Below are 15,742 nucleotides of genomic sequence, written 5' to 3' on the forward strand. Positions count from 1 at the left end.
CGGCCCTCTTCCCCGAACGTGCGCGCGACACGGTAAGGGCACTGACGCGTCAGAGGCCTGCTCAACCGTCTGCGCAGGTCAGCCCGCTGACCGCCGATGCGCGCACACGCGATCCGGCGGTTGGCGGCACAGGGATCAAACGGACAAAACGGCTGCCCGGCTCTGAATCGGACAGAGGTTAGTACAAGACTTAGAAGAGGGTCGGTGGCAAGGCGCCTTCGAGGGTCAGCAGCCACCGTTTGGCCTCCAGGCCGCCGCCGAAGCCGCCGATTGCGCCGCCGGCCGCGATCACCCGGTGGCAGGGGACGACGATCGCCACCGGGTTGCCGCCCATCACGGTGCCGACCAGGCGCGAGGCGCCGAGCGTCCGCCCGGCCAGCAGCGCGAGGTCCCCATAGCCGACGGTGCTGCCGTACGGGACCTCGGCGCGCAGGGTGGCCAGGATCGAGCGCTGCACACCGGAGGTGAGCGACCAGTCGATCGGGACGGTGAAGTTCTTGCGCTGCCCGGAGAAGTACTCCCGCAGCTCCTGTGCGACCTGCGCACCGAGTCCGTGGCCGAGCAGCGGCACCGGCCCGGCGTCCGACCCGTCCGGTGTCGCGAAGGCCCCGGCCAGCGAGGCGAACGAGCAGAATCCGAGGCACAGCAGGCCGACCGGCGTCACGACGACACCCAGCGGCCCGACCGGCGAGTCGATCTCGCCCCAAGCCGAGCCGACGGGCAGCCGATGGCGTGTGTCCCGTCCGGACATCCAGTCTCCTGCTCTCTCCTGCCGCGGCTCGCACTGCGACCGCCATGCAACTTTCACCGCAGCTTGCGCTGCACTGCCTTCTACCGCATTGACTTTGTTGCATCATCTCGCCTAACCAGATCTCAGCCTAAGCGCCGCTACCGACAGCAACGGCGACCGCGCCAGTACCCGCACGTGCGCCAATGCCCATATCGCCGACATGTACCGTCTGGCCGTCAGCTCGGGCGAGCGTGTCGATCGCGGCATCGGCGGCTCGCTTCACGTCACGCAGAGCGTTGCCCAGCGGCGAGCGGGCACGTTTGCGTCCAGGTAAAACCAAAGTCGCGGGAAGCGCGCCGGCGAGGCTGGAAACGGCTTCGCACAGCGACGCGGCGCGCCGTACGTCCACCGGGCTCGACCTTGGTGAGTCGCGCAAGTCACGCAGGGCGTCGACGAGTGCGCGTATTCGCCGCCACTCCCGGCTGAAGACCAATGGCGCGGCGCACAATGCCGCCGCGTCATACGCGCGGTCGACAGCTCGCAGTGCGTTCATCACATCAGAGCCGAATTGATCGCGAATCATGTGATCATCGCCAGAGCTCTGACGCACTTCATGCTCCTCATTCACGGCCACAGACGGCTCCACCTCGCCTTCACCGCCAGTCCGGAACGACGCGGCGACAGTTCGCGCGGCTGAGGCGAGCGGGCGGCTACGAGCCGGGAAGCGTGGTCGTGCGATGCCCGCGCCGAGGCCGGAGGCGAGCGTCGAGGAGGATTCGCGAGCGGGTAGTCCGACGCGGCGCGCGGCGTGGTACAGCTCGGAGGCGGCAAGATCGCGGTCGAGAATCCCCGCACCGATCAGGCGGCCGAGCGCATAGGCGGCGCGGTTGAGCGTGTCGTTGCGGGTGCCGACCCGGGCGGCGAGCACACGTTCGACCTCGTTGCGCAGCGCGGCGGCACCGTAGGCCGCAGTCACGACGCCGGGAGGCCGCGATCCGGCGACGCCGGGGCGGCCGATCGGCGGAGGCGGCAGAGCCGGTAGCTCCGCGGCGCGCGCCTTGGCGATCAACTCCCTGACGATCCAGCGCGGCACGGGTGCGACCGGCTGGTCAGCCGCGATCTCGTATCGCCTGCCTCCGATGGTGGAACCGGGGCCGACCACGTACCCGCCGACCGCGCGCGTATCGATCAGTGGGCCGAGGCGTGCGACGGTGTTACGCAGCCGCGGCGCCGATGGCGCCCGGAAGTACAGGTGAGTGCCCCCGGACGGCGTGGCGACGGTGAACGTGTCCGGGATCGGCCGCCCCGCGGCGAGTTCGCGCAGCACGACGGCTCCATCGGTCGACTCGCCTGAGCCGCCGGTCTCGTCGGCCGGGCTCGGACCCTTGGCCACGTCGAGGTCGAGGACGAACAAGCCGCTCGGGCCGCAGGCGACACCGACATTGGCGCCGCTCGGCCAGCCGACCTCACGCAACCGCGCCGGATCGGCCACGGCCAGCCCCTCCCAGTCGCCGCGCACCGCGGGGACCTTGGTGCCGGGGCGCAGCGGGAAGACGGCGAATCCGCGTTCGGCCAGGGCGAGCGCCACGCCGAGCCAGTCGGTGGCGGCGCTCGGTGTCATTGTCGGTGACGTCACGCGCGATCCTCCTTGCCGATTTGTTCGTACTTATGTTCTATACCCAGCCGGTGACAGTTTCCGCGTTCAGGCGCCACAAAGGCGGCGAGGGCCGCGAGGATGGCACGATCGTCGCCATGCGAGCAGTGGTTCAGCGAGTCACCGAGGCGTCGGTGCGCGTCGACGGCGCGATCGTCGGGCAGATCTCCGAGCCGGGGCTGTGCGTCCTCGTCGGCGTCACACACGACGACACGCCGGACCACGCCCGCAAGCTGGCCGCGAAACTGTGGACACTGCGGATCCTGGAAGGCGAGAAGTCGTGTTCCGACATCGGCGCGCCGCTCCTGCTGATCTCGCAGTTCACGCTTTACGGCGACGCGCGCAAGGGCCGTCGCCCCACCTGGCAGGCGGCAGCGCCGGGCCCGGTGGCCGAGCCCCTGGTGACGGCGACGGCCGCCGCGCTACGGGAACTCGGCGCCCGGGTCGAGCTCGGCGTCTTCGGCGCGGACATGAAAGTGGCGCTGGTCAACGACGGACCGGTAACCCTCGTCATCGAAATCTGATCATCCGGGCGGGTGTCGGCGCCCGCCCCAACCCGCCGAGATCGAGTCCGGATGTGCGCCGACCTCAGCCGACCGGACCTCAGCCGACACCGAGGCGTGCGTGCATCTCCCACGCGAGGATCTCGGACGGTTCGAGCGCCGTCACCCGCTGGCCGCCGCCGGCCGTGATCCGTGCCGCCGCGCCGGTGCCGAGCGTTCCGGCGCCTTCGAGCTCGACTGCGCCACGTGCGACGAACAGATGCAGGTAAGGCGCCGCGGGAAGCGTGACGGACTGACCGGTCTCCAGCCGCGCGGCGTGCAACGCGGCGTCCTTCTGCTTGATCCGGATGGCAGCCGCACCGTCGTGCTTAGGCATGCCGGAGGCGACCGGCACCAAGCCGCCGCGCAGCAGTTCGTCGCCGATCTCCAACTGCTCGTATCCGGGCTCGATGCGGGTCTGATCGGGCACCACCCACATCTGGACGAAGTGCACCGGCTCGGTGTGCGGCGCGTCGCCGGTCAGCCGCCATGAGTCGTTCTTCTCGGAGTGCAGGATCCCACGCCCCGCGCTCATCCGCTGGGCAAGGCCGGGATAGATCACGCCGGAATGCCCTTCGGAGTCCTGGTGCACCAGGGCACCGCGCAGCACCCAGGTGACGATCTCCATGTCCTCGTGCGGATGGGTTTCGAACCCGGTGCCGGGCCGCACCACGTCGTCATTGTTGACCAGCAGCAGCCCGAAGTGGGTGTTGCGCGCGTCGTAGTGCCGGCCGAAGGAGAACGAGTGCTTCGAGTCCAGCCAGGACATCCGGGTCGCCAGGCGGCTATCCGGATCGCGCACGTCAAGCGATGGTTGCAGGTCTTGCACAGCGCGGGTGATCGGGTAAGCGGGCATCGCGGTGGCCTCCAGCCGGTACGCTACCGAACCAAGATAGTTGAACCATAAACCAACTTGTGGCCACGCTGATTCCGAGCTCTCCATGAGAGGAGTTGTCACGACGAAGGTGACGGTGTCCCCGGAATGTTCGAGGCGGCCACGGCGGCCACGGCGGCGCCGGTTCCGGCCGTGGCGGCAGGCGGCGGTTCGGTCTCGGTGTTGTTCAGGTCCACGTAGTTCAGGGCCACCACGGCAAGCCGATCCACGGCCGGGTCGGTGATCCTTCCGGAAGCGAGTGCCTGCGCGAGCTCTTCCTCTGCCTCGGAGCGGGCTGCCACCCCGGCGTAGATCAGCGTGATGAGTGGCAGCACCACGACGAGGCACAGCGGGTTCCATCGAATGGCCGCGACAAGGCACAGCGCCGCCAGCGGGCCGAACATCGCGATGCGGAAGTCGGCCTCGGACACCAGCCGGTCGTACTCAAGCGCGGCGATGTCGCCCGCGCCACGCAGCCGTGCGGCGATGTCCCAGAGTTCCGTTCCCAGTTCGCCCGCCATCTCGTCGACGGCCAGGTTGTTCCTGATGTGCGCGTCACGCGCCCAGTAATTCCTGAGCAGCTGCGATTCGTAGACGCCGCGAGACGCATCGTCGTCGCGAGACACGTGGTCCACCATGCTGGCGCGGAACGCATCGTCATCGACTATCCGTTCCGCGAGCCGCGTCACCACCGTGAGGGTCAGGGCGTTGGCCAGACGGTTCACGCGGCGGGCACCGGGAGTAGCCGGGCCGACCGGGGTCCGGCGCAGCAGATCGCCGAGTGTGTAGGTGATGTCCAGGCCGAGCCGGGTGGCGATCACGCCGAGCAGGTAGGCTCCGACGCTCACCGCGACACCCACCGCGACCGGCCCGGCGGCATGCGCGAGGCGGTATACGTCGGCGAGGAATCCGTGAGCCGCATCAGAGCGAGGGGCTCGGTACCCAACGGCAAGCCAGAGCGTAATCAGCCATGCGTATCCGACGGCAAGCGGCGTCCGGAACTCGCGTAAGCCAGGCAAAAGGGCGGCCAGCATGCCACGAGTGTGCCGTGTCGGCACGACGTGATGGAAGCGTTCTGAGACACCGGACAGTCCGAACCGAGTGCTGAGACACCAACCAGGCTATTACTGACCTATCGCCCATCGCCGGGCCAAACCTGTCGCCGGGCCGACCGTGGCATCGTTCGTATCCCGAGTCGCGACGGCGGTATGCCCCAGTTGCGCCGCTCCAGTCACTCCCGTCACCCCCATCACTTTGGCCGCTCTGGTCACTTTCGATGGGCCTGTTAATAATGGATCCAGTGCACGCGAACTACCGAACGCGGCCGCGCGGCTTCAGCGGCGTAGGCGGCAACTGCGGCGCGCTCAACCGGTCGCCGTCGTATCCGCGCACCTCCCCGAAGCGGTCGCCGGTCATCCACGCTTCCCTCGCCGCACTGATCTCATCCCCTGTTCGGCCCACGAAGTTCCACCACATGATGATCTGCTCTTCGAAGGGCTCCCCGCCGAGCAGCATCAGGCCACTGGACGTGTCGGCGGCACGCAGCGGAAGTTCGCGGCGACCGCAGCCGAGGTAAAGCATCGAACCGGCGCTCACGGGCACTCCGTCCACGTCCGCCTCGCCCGACATGGCCAGCACCGCATACTCGAAGTCGGGCTCCAGCGGCAGCCGTACGTCCGCTCCCGCGTCGAGCGCGAGATCCGCCCCGACCAGCGGCGAGAACGTCGTGCCGGGTGACGCGGCGCCGTCCACCTCGCCGAGGATCACCGTCGCTCGCAGGCCAGGGGCGTCCACGACCGGCAGCGTCGCGTGATGCTCGAAGTTCGGCGCGGTGTTGCGGTGCCCGTCGGGCAGGGCGACCCACAGCTGCGCGCCGTGCAGGAGCCGGGGATGCTCGCGCGGAGAGACCTCGGCGTGCGCGATCGCGCGACCGGCGGTCATCAGGCCGAGCTGATACGGCCTCAGCGTCTGGACGCTGCCGAGGCTGTCGCGGTGCAGGATCTCCCCGTCGTGCAGCCAGCTGACCGTCTGCAACCCCGTGTGCGGATGCGGCGGCACGTGCATGCCCGTCGAGTCGCCGATGTCGTCCGGGCCGTAGTGATCGACGAAGCACCACGCGCCCACCATCCGCCGTCCGAGGGTCGGCAGCAGGCGGCGCACCTGCGTACTTTCCCCCAATTGGACCAGTTTTCCGGTCAGCAGCTCATGCACCGGCCGAGCGGAGACATCTTCACGGCCGCCTACCACCGTGGCTGCGGGATGCACGTCGAGGTTGCTCATGCCGATCACGCTACGCCGACGCCGGTAGCCGTACACGCGATACTGGTCCGGACGATCACCGCTCCTCGACGCCACGGAGAAACCGCATGAGCGACCACCTGAGGATCTTCATCGGCAGGTACACCGCGGGCGACTCGTCACCGCAACCCGCGCCGGGTATCACCGTCGCCGACTTCGATCCGGACAGCCTTACGGTCACGCCGATCACGGGTGTTCAGCTGCCGGAGGCGTCGTTCCTTGGGTTGTCACCGGCGGGCGATGTGCTCTATGCGGTCCGCGAGGAGGATTCGGGCGGTGTCGCGGCGTTCCGCATCGACGGCGCGAGTGGGGAACTCACTCCATTGGGCGAACGATCGACGGACGGCAGTTATCCGTGCCATCTGACCGTGGACGCGAGCGGGCGGCACCTGCTCACAGCGAACTACATGTCCGGCAACGTGGCCGTGCACCCGATCGAGACAAGCGGTCGGCTGGGTGAGTTGTCTGATCTGGTGCAGCACGAAGGCTCCGGCCCGCAGAAGGACCGTCAGGAGGGGCCGCATGCACACATGGCCGCGCCGGCTCCCTTCGGTGACGCGTACCTCGTCGCGGACCTCGGTACAGACACCGTGTACGCATATTCTCTCGACGACGCGACCGGGCGGCTCTCCCTGCTCGCGGAGAACCGGATGCGACCGGGCAGCGGACCGCGCCACCTGGTGTTCCATCCGTTCGGCGAGTACTTCTACCTCGCGAATGAACTGTCGAACACAGTTTCGGTATGTTCGTACGATGCGGCGAACGGCTCCGCGTACGAGCTGATCGAGCTGGGCTGCGTGCCCGGCTCCAAGGCTGGCGAGAGCTTCCCGTCAGGCATCCAGCTGTCCCCGAACGCACGCTTCGTCTACGTCGCCAACCGCGGCGACGAGTCGATCAGCGCATTCGAGGTCGGCGACAACGGCGCGCGGCTGATCCCGATCGGCCAATGGCCCTGCGGAGGCAGCTGGCCGCGGCACATCACGCTGAGCCCCGACGGCCGGTTCCTGTTCAGCGCGAATCAGCGTTCGCACAACGTCGCCGTCTTTCGGGTGGATACCTCGAACGGCGAGCTCACGCCGACGGACACGTCCTTCCCGGTCAGGCAGGCGGCGCACGTCCTGTTCGCAAAGACCGGGCAGCCCACGGGCTAGTCCCATCCTCCGCACGGCACTTGGATGAGTGCAGGATCACCCAGGGGTATCGGGTATTTCTCAGTGCCGAGTAAGGCCATTGCTCGATGTTGAGCCCGGATTGTCCCAGTCTACATATCGCTCGCCCAGGCGATGTGCGGGAGATGAGGCTAGAGCCTGGGCCAGGGATGGCGCCGTGACCGGGGTTTGCGCCTTAGCTGGTCGTCAGGCTGAGGCAGTCGACGTAGACCCACCCAGCCATGCCCACGGTCTGGACATACCAGCTGCGTGAGTCCAGCGGGTAGTTGCGTGCCACGTAGGAGGAGCTACCGAGGGCGCTGGAGATCCAGTAGCCGCCCCCGGTCGCGACCTGACCATTGTCACAGGTGGCGGTGCCACTGGACGTTTGTGGCGAGATCTGCGCCCACTTGATGGTGGTGCTGGGCGTTACCGCGGCGTGCGCGGCGATCGGAGCGCCGAGGACGACGGCGGTGGCGGCGAGTGCGGCAGTTGGAATCAACACACTGCGAAGCATGGGGTCTCCAGATGGCGTGTTCGAGTTGATGCGTCCATTATTCATGGTTTGTTAGCTATCGCCGGATATGACACGCCGTCAGGTCGGGAGAGGATGGAGAGCTAGCGCGGCCAGCCGGGAGCGTCGGGGCGGGACTGCCAGGGCAGCGGTCCTGACCTGCGCCGGTACTCGACACCGAGTGCGTTCAGCCGTTCTTCGTGCACAGCGATGCGGCGTTCGAACGCTGTGAAGTCGGCGGCCGACCGGCGCCAGACGGTGTCGGCGAACGCGGCGAGCCTCGGGAACGCCATGTAGTCGATCGCACGGGGCGAGTCGATGTGCTCCGTCCAGATGTTGCACTGCGCGCCGAGTACGCGCCGCGATTCGGCCTCGGTCAGTTCGGGCGGCACGGGCTCGAACGCGTAGACATGCGCGAGTGACGAGACAGTGCCGATCGGAATGGGCTCCCCGGGATCGTCCGACTGGCGGTAGTCGAGGTAGACCTGATCGTTGGGGCAGAGCACGACGTCGTGGCCGCGCTGCGCGGCGGTGATGGCGCCCGCTGTGCCGCGCCAGGAGGCCACGACGGCACCCGGCGGGAGATCACCGTCGCAGATCTCGTCCCAGCCGTACAGGGTCCTGCCACGCGCGGCCAAGTGCTCGGCGAGTCGTGCGACGTACCAGTGGCGGATCGCGTCCGCGTCCGCAAGTCCGAGCTCTGCCATGCGGGCTCGGGCACGCGGGCTCGCCTCCCACGGACCGGTCGGGCACTCGTCGCCGCCGACGCAGATGTACCGAGACGGGAACAGGTCCATGACCTCATCGAAGACGTCACGGAGGAATTCGAGGGTGGACTCCTCGGCATTGAGTACGTTGTCGAGGATGCCCCAGCGCGTGTCGACTTCGGGCTGATCGGGGTAGCCGGGTGTGTCGGTGTTGCCGAGGTACGGGTACGCGGCGATCATGGCCCCGGCGTGTCCGGGTACGTCGATCTCCGGGACCACGGTGACATGCCGGGCAGCGGCGTAGGCGACGATTTCGCGTATGTCGTCCTGCGTGTAGTAGCCGCCGTGCGGCCTGCCGTCGAAGCGGCCGTTGCGCCGGTCGCCGATCGGGCTCTCCCGGCGCCAGGCGCCGGCTTCGGTCAGGCGCGGGTAACGACGGATCTCGATGCGCCAGCCCTGATCGTCGGTGAGATGCAGGTGCAGGATGTTGAGTTTGTGCATCGCGATCAGGTCGATGAAGCGCAGCAGGTCCTGTTTGGGCAGGAAGTGCCGTGCGACGTCGAGCAGCGCGCCGCGCCAGCCGAAGCGGGGGCGGTCCTCGATCGTGACGAGGGGAATGTGCCAGAGACCTGAGTCGATCGGCGCGCGGCGGTACGCCGAGGCCGGCAGCAGCGCGCGAAGGGTCTGCGCCGCATAGAAGAGACCTGCGGCCGAGGGCGCCTCGATCGAGACGCCGTCACCGGTCACCGACAGCCGGTAGCCCTCTGCACCCAGGCTGGCCGAAGCTGTAGCCGAGCCCGTCTCTACCTCGACGACGCGCAGTGTCACCGCGTTCAGTGGACCCCGGCCGTCTCGCAGCGAGAGTCCGGTGGCCGGGCCGAGTACGTCCCGCAGCCATGCGGCGACGCCACGACCGGCTTCGTCGGCGTCGAGAACGGTGGACTCGGTCAGCGTGAACCGGCCGTCGGCGACATGCACGGAAATCGGCTCCGGGATGAGTCCGAGCCCTTCGACACGCTCGCCGATATCGAACCCTGTCGCGCTCACGATCAGTCGCCCAGGACGGCGAGCGCGTCGATCTCGACGAGCATTCCGGCGGGAAGGCCGACGTAGACCGTGGTGCGGGCGGGGAACGGCGCGCTGACGAACGTGCTGTAGACCTCGTTCATCGCGGGGAAGTCACCGACGTCGGTCAGGTAGACGCGCATCATCATGACGTCGTCGAAGTCGGCGCCGGCGGCGCGCAGGATGGCCTGCACGTTCAGCAGGGTCTGCCTGGTCTGCTCCGCGACGGTCGCGCCCGCGAACGCTCCGGTCGCCGGGTCGGTCGGCCCCTGTCCGGCCACTTGCAGGATGTTGCCCTTGCGGACGGCCTGCGAGTAGGAAGCGACCGGCGCGGGAGCGTCGCCGGTGGTGATCGCGGTCTTGGGCATGGTCAGTTCTCCTGGTCGTGGTGCGGGGGCGGGGCGGTCCAGCCGAGTTCGGCCGAGGCGGACTCGACGGCGGCGAGCAGGTCGGGCAGCAGGGCGAGGACGCCGTCGAATCCGAGGACCGGCATGGGTACCGAGACCGACGCCGCGGCGAGGACGTTGCCGGCCGCGTCACGTATCGGTGCGGCGACGCAGTTGATGTAGTCCTCGTATTCGGCGCGGTCCTGTGCATGGCCCTGCGTGGCGACGCGGTCGAGTTCGGCGGTGAAAAGGTCCGCGTCGGTGATGGTGTTGGGCGTGTAGCGATCGAACCGGAGCCGGTCCACTGCCGCCGCACGGCGTGCCGCGGGAAGGCCGGCGAGCAGCACCTTGCCGACCGCGGTGCAGTGCGCGGGCGCGACCGCGCCTATGCGCGAGCTCATCCGCACGGGATGTCTGCTGTCGTATTTGTCGATGTAGACCACGGCGCCGTCGACATAGGCGGCGAGATGCACCGTGTGTCCGTGCGCCTGGTTGAGCGCGGCGAGATGCGGCGCGGCGAGGTGGCGTACGTCGATGTCTTCGAGCGCTTGGTGCGCGAGAGCGAACAGGCGCGGGCCGAGACGGTAGCGATGATGTTCGTCGTGCCGGGCGAAACCCTGCGACTCAAGCGTTTGCACCAACCGCAGCGCGGTGGATTTGTGCACGCCGAGCAGCGCAGCGAGCTGATCGAGCGTCTTCGGGCCGCTGCCGAGGTCTATCAAGATGCTCAGGGCGCGGTCCACGGTCTGGCTCATCCGGCACCAGCTTCGCGACCGAATGCGGATCCCGCTTCGGATACCTCGGACAACTCGGACAACTCGGATGCGTCGCCGTCGGCGAGGAATCGGGCGATGACATCGGGCGGCGGCATCGCGGCGAAGTCGCCGCGCACACGCAGCACGCCGGCCGCGGCGAGCGTGCCGAGCCGCAGACGGTCACGCAGCGGCAGGCCGCGCAGCGTCGCGGCGATGAAGCCTGCGGCAAAGGCGTCGCCCGCGCCGGTGGCATCGGCGATCTCGACCGGCAGCGCGGGTACGTCGACGCGCTGTCCGCCCTCGTAGCCGACAGCACCGTCAGCACCCTGCTTCACGACGAGGACGCGCGGTCCGGGCAGCAGGCGCCGCAGTTCGTCGGGCGCACCGACAGCGCAGATCGCCTCGGCCTCGTCGGCACCGAGGAACACCAGGTCGGCGCGCCGCGCCAGGTCGAGCAGGATGGCGGGATCGCGCCCTGACCAGAGCGCCGGACGCAGGTTCACGTCGAAGGAGATGAGCCGATCGGACCGGGGCGCGGCGAGAACCGCTTCGATGAGTGCGGCGCAGGATTCGGACAGCGCCGGCGTGATGCCGCTGAGGTGCAACAGCGCGGTGTCGCGCAACGCCGCAGCGCCGGCCAGACCCGGCCCCATGGCGGAAGCCGCCGAACCGGCGCGGTAGTAGCGCATCCTCGTGGCGGGCTCAGCGGAATCGGCGATATCAGATATGGAAGTTGTCAGCTCCTTGACGTAGAGCCCGGTCTGGCGATCCGCGTCGACTTCGGCGTCTGACACGTCGACGCCACGCTGCGCGAGAGTACGCAGCACGACGCGGCCGAAGTGGTCGTCGCCAACACGACCGACCCAGCGCGCCGGGACACCCAAAGCAGCAAGCGTGCACGCGACGTTGGCCTCGGCTCCGCCGACGGAAAGCGTGTAGCTGAGGCCGGTCTGGTCGGGGATCAGGACTGCCAGGGCCTCGCCGAGGCATGTCACGGCACCGGAATGTGTCCCAACACGTGTGCCAGCGTCATGATCCACGGCTGCCTGCTCCACAGCCGTTTGATTCACCGTCTGATTCACAGCCCGATTGGCCGTCTGGTCGGCGGTCTGATTCGCCGCCGTCGGATTCACCACTCGGCCTCCCCTCACGCTGGCGCTCCGATCCGACACCCCAGCGCGCCACGCTCCGCGTAGTTGGGCCTGTTATCTCGGCGCTCGTCGTTGACTCGTCCGGCGCTCGGATGCTACAACCGTTTGAGCAACATGCGCAATCACATTGCACATGTTGCAATTGCCTCAACAGTTTGAGGAGTAATATGGACGAATCGGCGCTCCGGGCTCTGGCCGACGAGCGGATCGACTGGCGCTACAAGGGGTTTCCGGCCAGGTTCGACGGACTCACCGTCGGTCGGCTGATCGAGGCCAGGCCCCCGCTCGCCGAGTTCGGTACCCCGCTGCTGGTCCTCGAAGCCGGCGCGCTCGACCACAATCTCTCGCTGATGGCGCAGTACTGCGCGGCGCACGGCGTGGATCTCGCGCCGCACGGCAAGACGACGATGGCTCCACAGCTGTTCGCGCGGCAACTCGATTCCGGCGCGTGGGCAATCACGGCCGCGACGATCGCGCACGTGCGCGCCTACCGCGCTTTCGGCGTCGACACGATCGTGCTCGCCAACCAGCTCGTCGACGCCGACTCGCTCGGCTGGGTCGCCGGCGAGCTGCGGCGCAGCGCACGGTTCCGCCTGCTGTGCTTCGCCGATTCGGTGGCAGGGGTCGAACGTATGCAGGCGGCGCTCGCGGCTGCGGACGCGCCGCGGCCGATCGACGTGGTGATCGACATCGGCGCATCCGGCGGCCGCACCGGATGCCGCGACGCCGAAACGGCCGAAACGGTCGCGCGCGCGATCCGGCCGTCGGACCGGCTCAGATTGGCCGGGGTGGGCGGCTTCGAGGGCGCCCTGGCAGCCGACCGCTCGGCGCAGGGTCTGGCGCGGGTGCGCGGCTATCTTCGGACTCTGCGTGACATCGCTACCCGGTTGGACACGGCCGGTCTGTTCGACCAGGTCGACGAAATCATCGTCACGGCGGGTGGCAGCGCCTATTTCGACGACGTCGTGGAAATCCTCACCGGCGACTGGCGAACCTCGTTACCAGTACGCACCCTGCTACGCAGCGGCGCCTACATCACGCACGACGACGGGCATTATCGACGGCTGACGCCGCTGCCGCAGTCCGAGCCCTCTTCGCACGCGGCAGGAGGGTTCCGGGCCGCGCTGAGCATCAGAGGCCGTGTTCTGTCGATGCCGGAGCCGGGCCTTGCCCTGCTCGATTTCGGCAAGCGCGACGCGCCGATCGACCTCGGCATGCCGGAGCCGCACACGGTGCACCGTCCAGACGGCACGACCGATCAGCTGACGGACTGTTCCGTCAAAGCCCTCGCCGACCAGCACGCGTTCCTCGCGTACGGCGACGGGACGCGGCTGTCGATCGGCGACGTGGTCGCCTGTGGCATCTCGCATCCGTGCACGGCGTTCGACAAGTGGCAGCTCATCGCGATCGTCGAGGGCGGACACGTCGTCGACGTGATCCGCACCTTCTTCTAGGAACCAGGAAATCCGGGAGGTCGGCGTTGTCCGAGAGCGCAGACGAGATCGAGACCGGGACGGTGTCCCGCCGGTCCGTGTCGTTCCGTGGATGCGATGTCCTCGACGGGACGGGGGCGCCGCGGGTGCGTGCCGACGTGACCGTGTCGAACGGACGCATCGCCGCGGTGGGGGACGCCGCTGCCGCCTGCGCTGCCGACCGTGTGGTCGACGGCTCGGGGCTCGTGCTCGCGCCGGGCTTCATCGACATGCACTCGCACTCCGACCTCGCGCTGCTGACGGACGAGCAGCACCTGGCCAAGACCACGCAGGGCGTCACGCTCGAAGTCCTCGGCCAGGACGGTCTCGGCTACGCCCCGATCGACGACAGCGCCCTGAGTCAGCTGCGACGCCAACTCGCCGGCTGGAACGGCGATCCGGACACGCTGGACTGGGATTGGCGCACGGTCGGCGGCTATCTCGACCGCGTCGACCGGGGCTGCGCGGTCAACGCGGCGTATCTCGTGCCGCAGGGCACGCTGCGGATCCTGAGCGTCGGCAACGACGACCGGCCGGCGACCGTGTCGGAGCTGGCTGACATGCGCCGACTGCTGGCCGAAGGCCTGGAGCAGGGCGCGCTCGGCATGTCCAGTGGTCTGACGTACCCGCCCGGTATGTACGCCGAGACCTCGGAACTGGTCGAGCTGTGTCGCGTCGTGACCGAGTACGGGGGCTACTACAGTCCGCACCACCGCAGTTACGGTGCCGGGGCGCTCGCGGCTTACCGAGAGATGATCGAGGTCAGCGAGCAGTCCGGCTGCCCGGTGCATCTCACGCACGCGACACTGAACTTCCCGGTCAACGCCGGGCGCGCGCCCGAGTTGCTCAACCTCGTCGACGCGGCCACGGCACGCGGCGTGGACGTGACGATGGACACCTATCCGTATCTGCCCGCCGCGACGACGCTCACCGCGCTGCTGCCGAGTTGGGCGGCGATCGGCGGACCCGACGCGCTCCTGGCGCGGCTGCGCGACCCGGCGGCCCGGCGGCGGATGACGTCAGACCTCGAAAAGACCGGATCAGACGGCTACCACCGGGTGCCGATCGACTGGTCGGCGGTCCAGATCAGCGGGACCCGCAGCGCGGCGAACAGCGGGTGGGCCGGGCTGTCCGTCGCCGAGGCCGCGCGGCGCGCGGGCAAGCCGTCGGCAGCGTTCTGCTTCGACCTGCTGCTCGCCGACGACCTCGGCACCTCCTGCCTGCTGCACGTGGGCAACGAGGAGAACGTACGCAGGATCATGCGCCACCCCGCTCATCTGGTCGGCAGCGACGGCCTGCTGGCAGGCGAGCGGCCGCATCCGCGCGCTTTCGGCACGTTCGCCCGCTACCTCGGCCATTACACGCGCGAGGAGGGGCTGATCACGCTGGAGGAATGCGTCGCGAAGATGACCGGCCGCGCCGCGCGCCGTCTCGGCCTGACCGACCGGGGGCGGGTGGCGCCGGGAATGGCGGCCGATCTGGTGTTGTTCGACCCTGACACGGTGACCGACCGTGCGACGTTCGACGAGCCCCGCCGGACTGCGGACGGCGTCCCGTACGTTCTGGTGAACGGCGAATTCGTCATCGACGACGGACGGCGCACCGCGGCCCTGCCGGGCCGGGCCATCCGGCGGGCTCCTGGCAGGAGGCGTGTGTGAGCTCGGTGATACTGGACGTCCTGGCGGCGGACCGGGTCGTGTGCATCGTCCGGGCGAACCAGGTCGCCGATCCGGTGGCGCTGTCCGCGGCGCTCGCCGACGCGGGCATCCGGCTGGTCGAGTTCACCTTCACCATTCCGGGCGTGCTCGACCTGATCGAGGCCGCGGCGGACGCGCCGGGCACCATCGTCGGGGCCGGGACGGTCCTGACCGCCGCTCACGCGCGCGACGCCGTGGCGGCCGGCGCGCGCTTCCTGGTGACCCCCGACGTGCGCCCGGTGGTCGCCGCGGCGGCCGCGACCACCGGAGTCCCGCTGATCATGGGCGCCCTGACGCCGACCGAGTTGAGCCGTGCGGCCGACCTAGGCGCCGCGGCGGTGAAGGTGTTCCCCGCGCGGATCGGCGGCCCGAGCCATGTACGCGACCTGCTCGGGCCGTTCCCCGAGGCACGGCTGATCCCGACCGGCGGCGTCATCGCCGCGAACGCGCGCGCGTTCCTCGACGCGGGCGCGCTCGCCGTGGGCGCCGGAACGGACGTGGTCCCGCCCGATCTGGTCGCGCAGGGCGATTACGCGACCGTAGGCGAGAGGGCGAAGGCGTTCGTACAGGCACTGAGTGCATGAACCAGTACCGTCGCTGCTGTGTCGCGGCCGAGAGTGCAGTGCCGGCTTGAGGTCGTCGCGCATGACGATCTCAAGTGCTCGGAGCCGGCTGCGAAACGCCGTGTTGAGTTCTCCGTACTCGCTGGAGTCACGTGTCAGCGTCGCGCTATACGCGAGTAAGTCACG

At 68.9% G+C, this 15,742-nt stretch carries 15 protein-coding genes; 5 read left to right on the forward strand and 10 right to left on the reverse strand.

Annotation, left to right across the window (positions count from 1 at the left end; genetic code table 11):
- Positions 1-190: 190 nt before the first annotated feature.
- Together VGS97_RS00265 and VGS97_RS00270 are read right to left on the reverse strand one after the other, a co-directional pair.
- Positions 191-751: a methylated-DNA--[protein]-cysteine S-methyltransferase gene (locus VGS97_RS00265; protein WP_326851075.1), complete on the reverse strand. Its 561-nt coding sequence runs from the start codon at positions 749-751 to the stop codon at positions 191-193.
- A 127-nt stretch (positions 752-878) separates the two neighbouring features.
- The gene (locus tag VGS97_RS00270) at positions 879-2,366 is read right to left on the reverse strand and encodes a bifunctional DNA primase/polymerase (protein WP_326851076.1); all 1,488 of its coding nucleotides are present in this window, start codon (positions 2,364-2,366) and stop codon (positions 879-881) included.
- A gap of 116 nt (positions 2,367-2,482) precedes the next feature.
- On the opposite strand from VGS97_RS00270, the gene dtd reads away from it, so the two are divergent.
- Positions 2,483-2,908 carry a D-aminoacyl-tRNA deacylase gene (dtd, locus tag VGS97_RS00275; RefSeq protein WP_326851077.1) on the forward strand — a complete coding sequence of 142 codons (426 nt, stop codon included), beginning with the start codon at positions 2,483-2,485 and terminating at the stop codon, positions 2,906-2,908.
- 79 nt (positions 2,909-2,987) lie between these two features.
- Here dtd and VGS97_RS00280 read toward each other — a convergent pair whose 3' ends face one another.
- The 3 genes from VGS97_RS00280 to VGS97_RS00290 all read right to left on the reverse strand — a co-directional run bounded on the left by VGS97_RS00280 (position 2,988) and on the right by VGS97_RS00290 (position 6,080).
- The gene (locus VGS97_RS00280) at positions 2,988-3,782 is read right to left on the reverse strand and encodes a pirin family protein (RefSeq protein WP_326851078.1); all 795 of its coding nucleotides are present in this window, start codon (positions 3,780-3,782) and stop codon (positions 2,988-2,990) included.
- A gap of 98 nt (positions 3,783-3,880) precedes the next feature.
- Entirely contained in the window at positions 3,881-4,648 is a 768-nt protein-coding gene (locus tag VGS97_RS00285; protein ID WP_326851079.1) for a hypothetical protein, read from the reverse strand.
- Positions 4,649-5,111: 463 nt separating this feature from the next.
- Positions 5,112-6,080 (reverse strand): pirin family protein, encoded by a 969-nt coding sequence (locus VGS97_RS00290; RefSeq protein WP_326851080.1) that lies wholly within the window; start codon positions 6,078-6,080, stop codon positions 5,112-5,114.
- Positions 6,081-6,166: 86 nt separating this feature from the next.
- Between VGS97_RS00290 and VGS97_RS00295 the strand changes: the two genes are divergently transcribed.
- Entirely contained in the window at positions 6,167-7,249 is a 1,083-nt protein-coding gene (locus VGS97_RS00295) for a lactonase family protein (RefSeq protein ID WP_326851081.1), read from the forward strand.
- 193 nt (positions 7,250-7,442) lie between these two features.
- Here VGS97_RS00295 and VGS97_RS00300 read toward each other — a convergent pair whose 3' ends face one another.
- The 5 genes from VGS97_RS00300 to VGS97_RS00320 form a co-directional block, all read right to left on the reverse strand.
- A complete protein-coding gene (locus VGS97_RS00300) occupies positions 7,443-7,751 on the reverse strand; it encodes a hypothetical protein (protein ID WP_326851082.1) in 309 nt (102 codons plus the stop codon).
- Between the two features lie 113 nt (positions 7,752-7,864).
- A complete protein-coding gene (locus VGS97_RS00305) occupies positions 7,865-9,514 on the reverse strand; it encodes a beta-N-acetylhexosaminidase (RefSeq protein WP_326851083.1) in 1,650 nt (549 codons plus the stop codon).
- A gap of 2 nt (positions 9,515-9,516) precedes the next feature.
- Positions 9,517-9,900 carry a Rid family detoxifying hydrolase gene (locus VGS97_RS00310; protein WP_326851084.1) on the reverse strand — a complete coding sequence of 128 codons (384 nt, stop codon included), beginning with the start codon at positions 9,898-9,900 and terminating at the stop codon, positions 9,517-9,519.
- Between the two features lie 2 nt (positions 9,901-9,902).
- Positions 9,903-10,673 carry an IclR family transcriptional regulator gene (locus VGS97_RS00315; protein ID WP_326851085.1) on the reverse strand — a complete coding sequence of 257 codons (771 nt, stop codon included), beginning with the start codon at positions 10,671-10,673 and terminating at the stop codon, positions 9,903-9,905.
- Entirely contained in the window at positions 10,670-11,668 is a 999-nt protein-coding gene (locus VGS97_RS00320) for a sugar kinase (protein WP_326851086.1), read from the reverse strand. Before VGS97_RS00320 ends, VGS97_RS00315 begins: the two co-directional genes overlap by 4 nt.
- Positions 11,669-11,991: 323 nt before the next feature.
- Between VGS97_RS00320 and VGS97_RS00325 the strand changes: the two genes are divergently transcribed.
- From VGS97_RS00325 to VGS97_RS00335, 3 genes are read left to right on the forward strand one after another with little or no spacing between them, the layout of a single operon-like run.
- Complete coding sequence (locus VGS97_RS00325) at positions 11,992-13,278, forward strand: alanine racemase (protein WP_326851087.1); 1,287 nt, start codon at positions 11,992-11,994, stop codon at positions 13,276-13,278.
- A gap of 26 nt (positions 13,279-13,304) precedes the next feature.
- On the forward strand, positions 13,305-14,954 hold the full coding sequence (locus VGS97_RS00330; RefSeq protein WP_326851088.1) for an N-acyl-D-amino-acid deacylase family protein: 1,650 nt from the start codon (positions 13,305-13,307) through the stop codon (positions 14,952-14,954).
- Complete coding sequence (locus VGS97_RS00335; protein ID WP_326851089.1) at positions 14,951-15,577, forward strand: bifunctional 4-hydroxy-2-oxoglutarate aldolase/2-dehydro-3-deoxy-phosphogluconate aldolase; 627 nt, start codon at positions 14,951-14,953, stop codon at positions 15,575-15,577. The genes VGS97_RS00330 and VGS97_RS00335 overlap by 4 nt, the downstream gene beginning before the upstream one ends.
- Positions 15,578-15,742 lie beyond the last annotated feature (165 nt).

Source organism: Actinocrinis sp. (assembly GCF_035946395.1).
Taxonomy (GTDB): domain Bacteria; phylum Actinomycetota; class Actinomycetes; order Streptomycetales; family Catenulisporaceae; genus Actinocrinis.

Excerpts from the sequence above, each read along its gene's own strand:
- VGS97_RS00265 (WP_326851075.1), bottom strand. The coding sequence starts at position 751 with ATGTCCGGACGGGACACACGCCATCGGCTGCCCGTCGGCTCGGCTTGG.
- dtd (WP_326851077.1), top strand. The coding sequence starts at position 2,483 with ATGCGAGCAGTGGTTCAGCGAGTCACCGAGGCGTCGGTGCGCGTCGAC.
- VGS97_RS00280 (WP_326851078.1), bottom strand. The coding sequence starts at position 3,782 with ATGCCCGCTTACCCGATCACCCGCGCTGTGCAAGACCTGCAACCATCG.
- VGS97_RS00290 (WP_326851080.1), bottom strand. The coding sequence starts at position 6,080 with ATGAGCAACCTCGACGTGCATCCCGCAGCCACGGTGGTAGGCGGCCGT.
- VGS97_RS00295 (WP_326851081.1), top strand. The coding sequence starts at position 6,167 with ATGAGCGACCACCTGAGGATCTTCATCGGCAGGTACACCGCGGGCGAC.
- VGS97_RS00310 (WP_326851084.1), bottom strand. The coding sequence starts at position 9,900 with ATGCCCAAGACCGCGATCACCACCGGCGACGCTCCCGCGCCGGTCGCT.
- VGS97_RS00315 (WP_326851085.1), bottom strand. The coding sequence starts at position 10,673 with ATGAGCCAGACCGTGGACCGCGCCCTGAGCATCTTGATAGACCTCGGC.
- VGS97_RS00325 (WP_326851087.1), top strand. The coding sequence starts at position 11,992 with ATGGACGAATCGGCGCTCCGGGCTCTGGCCGACGAGCGGATCGACTGG.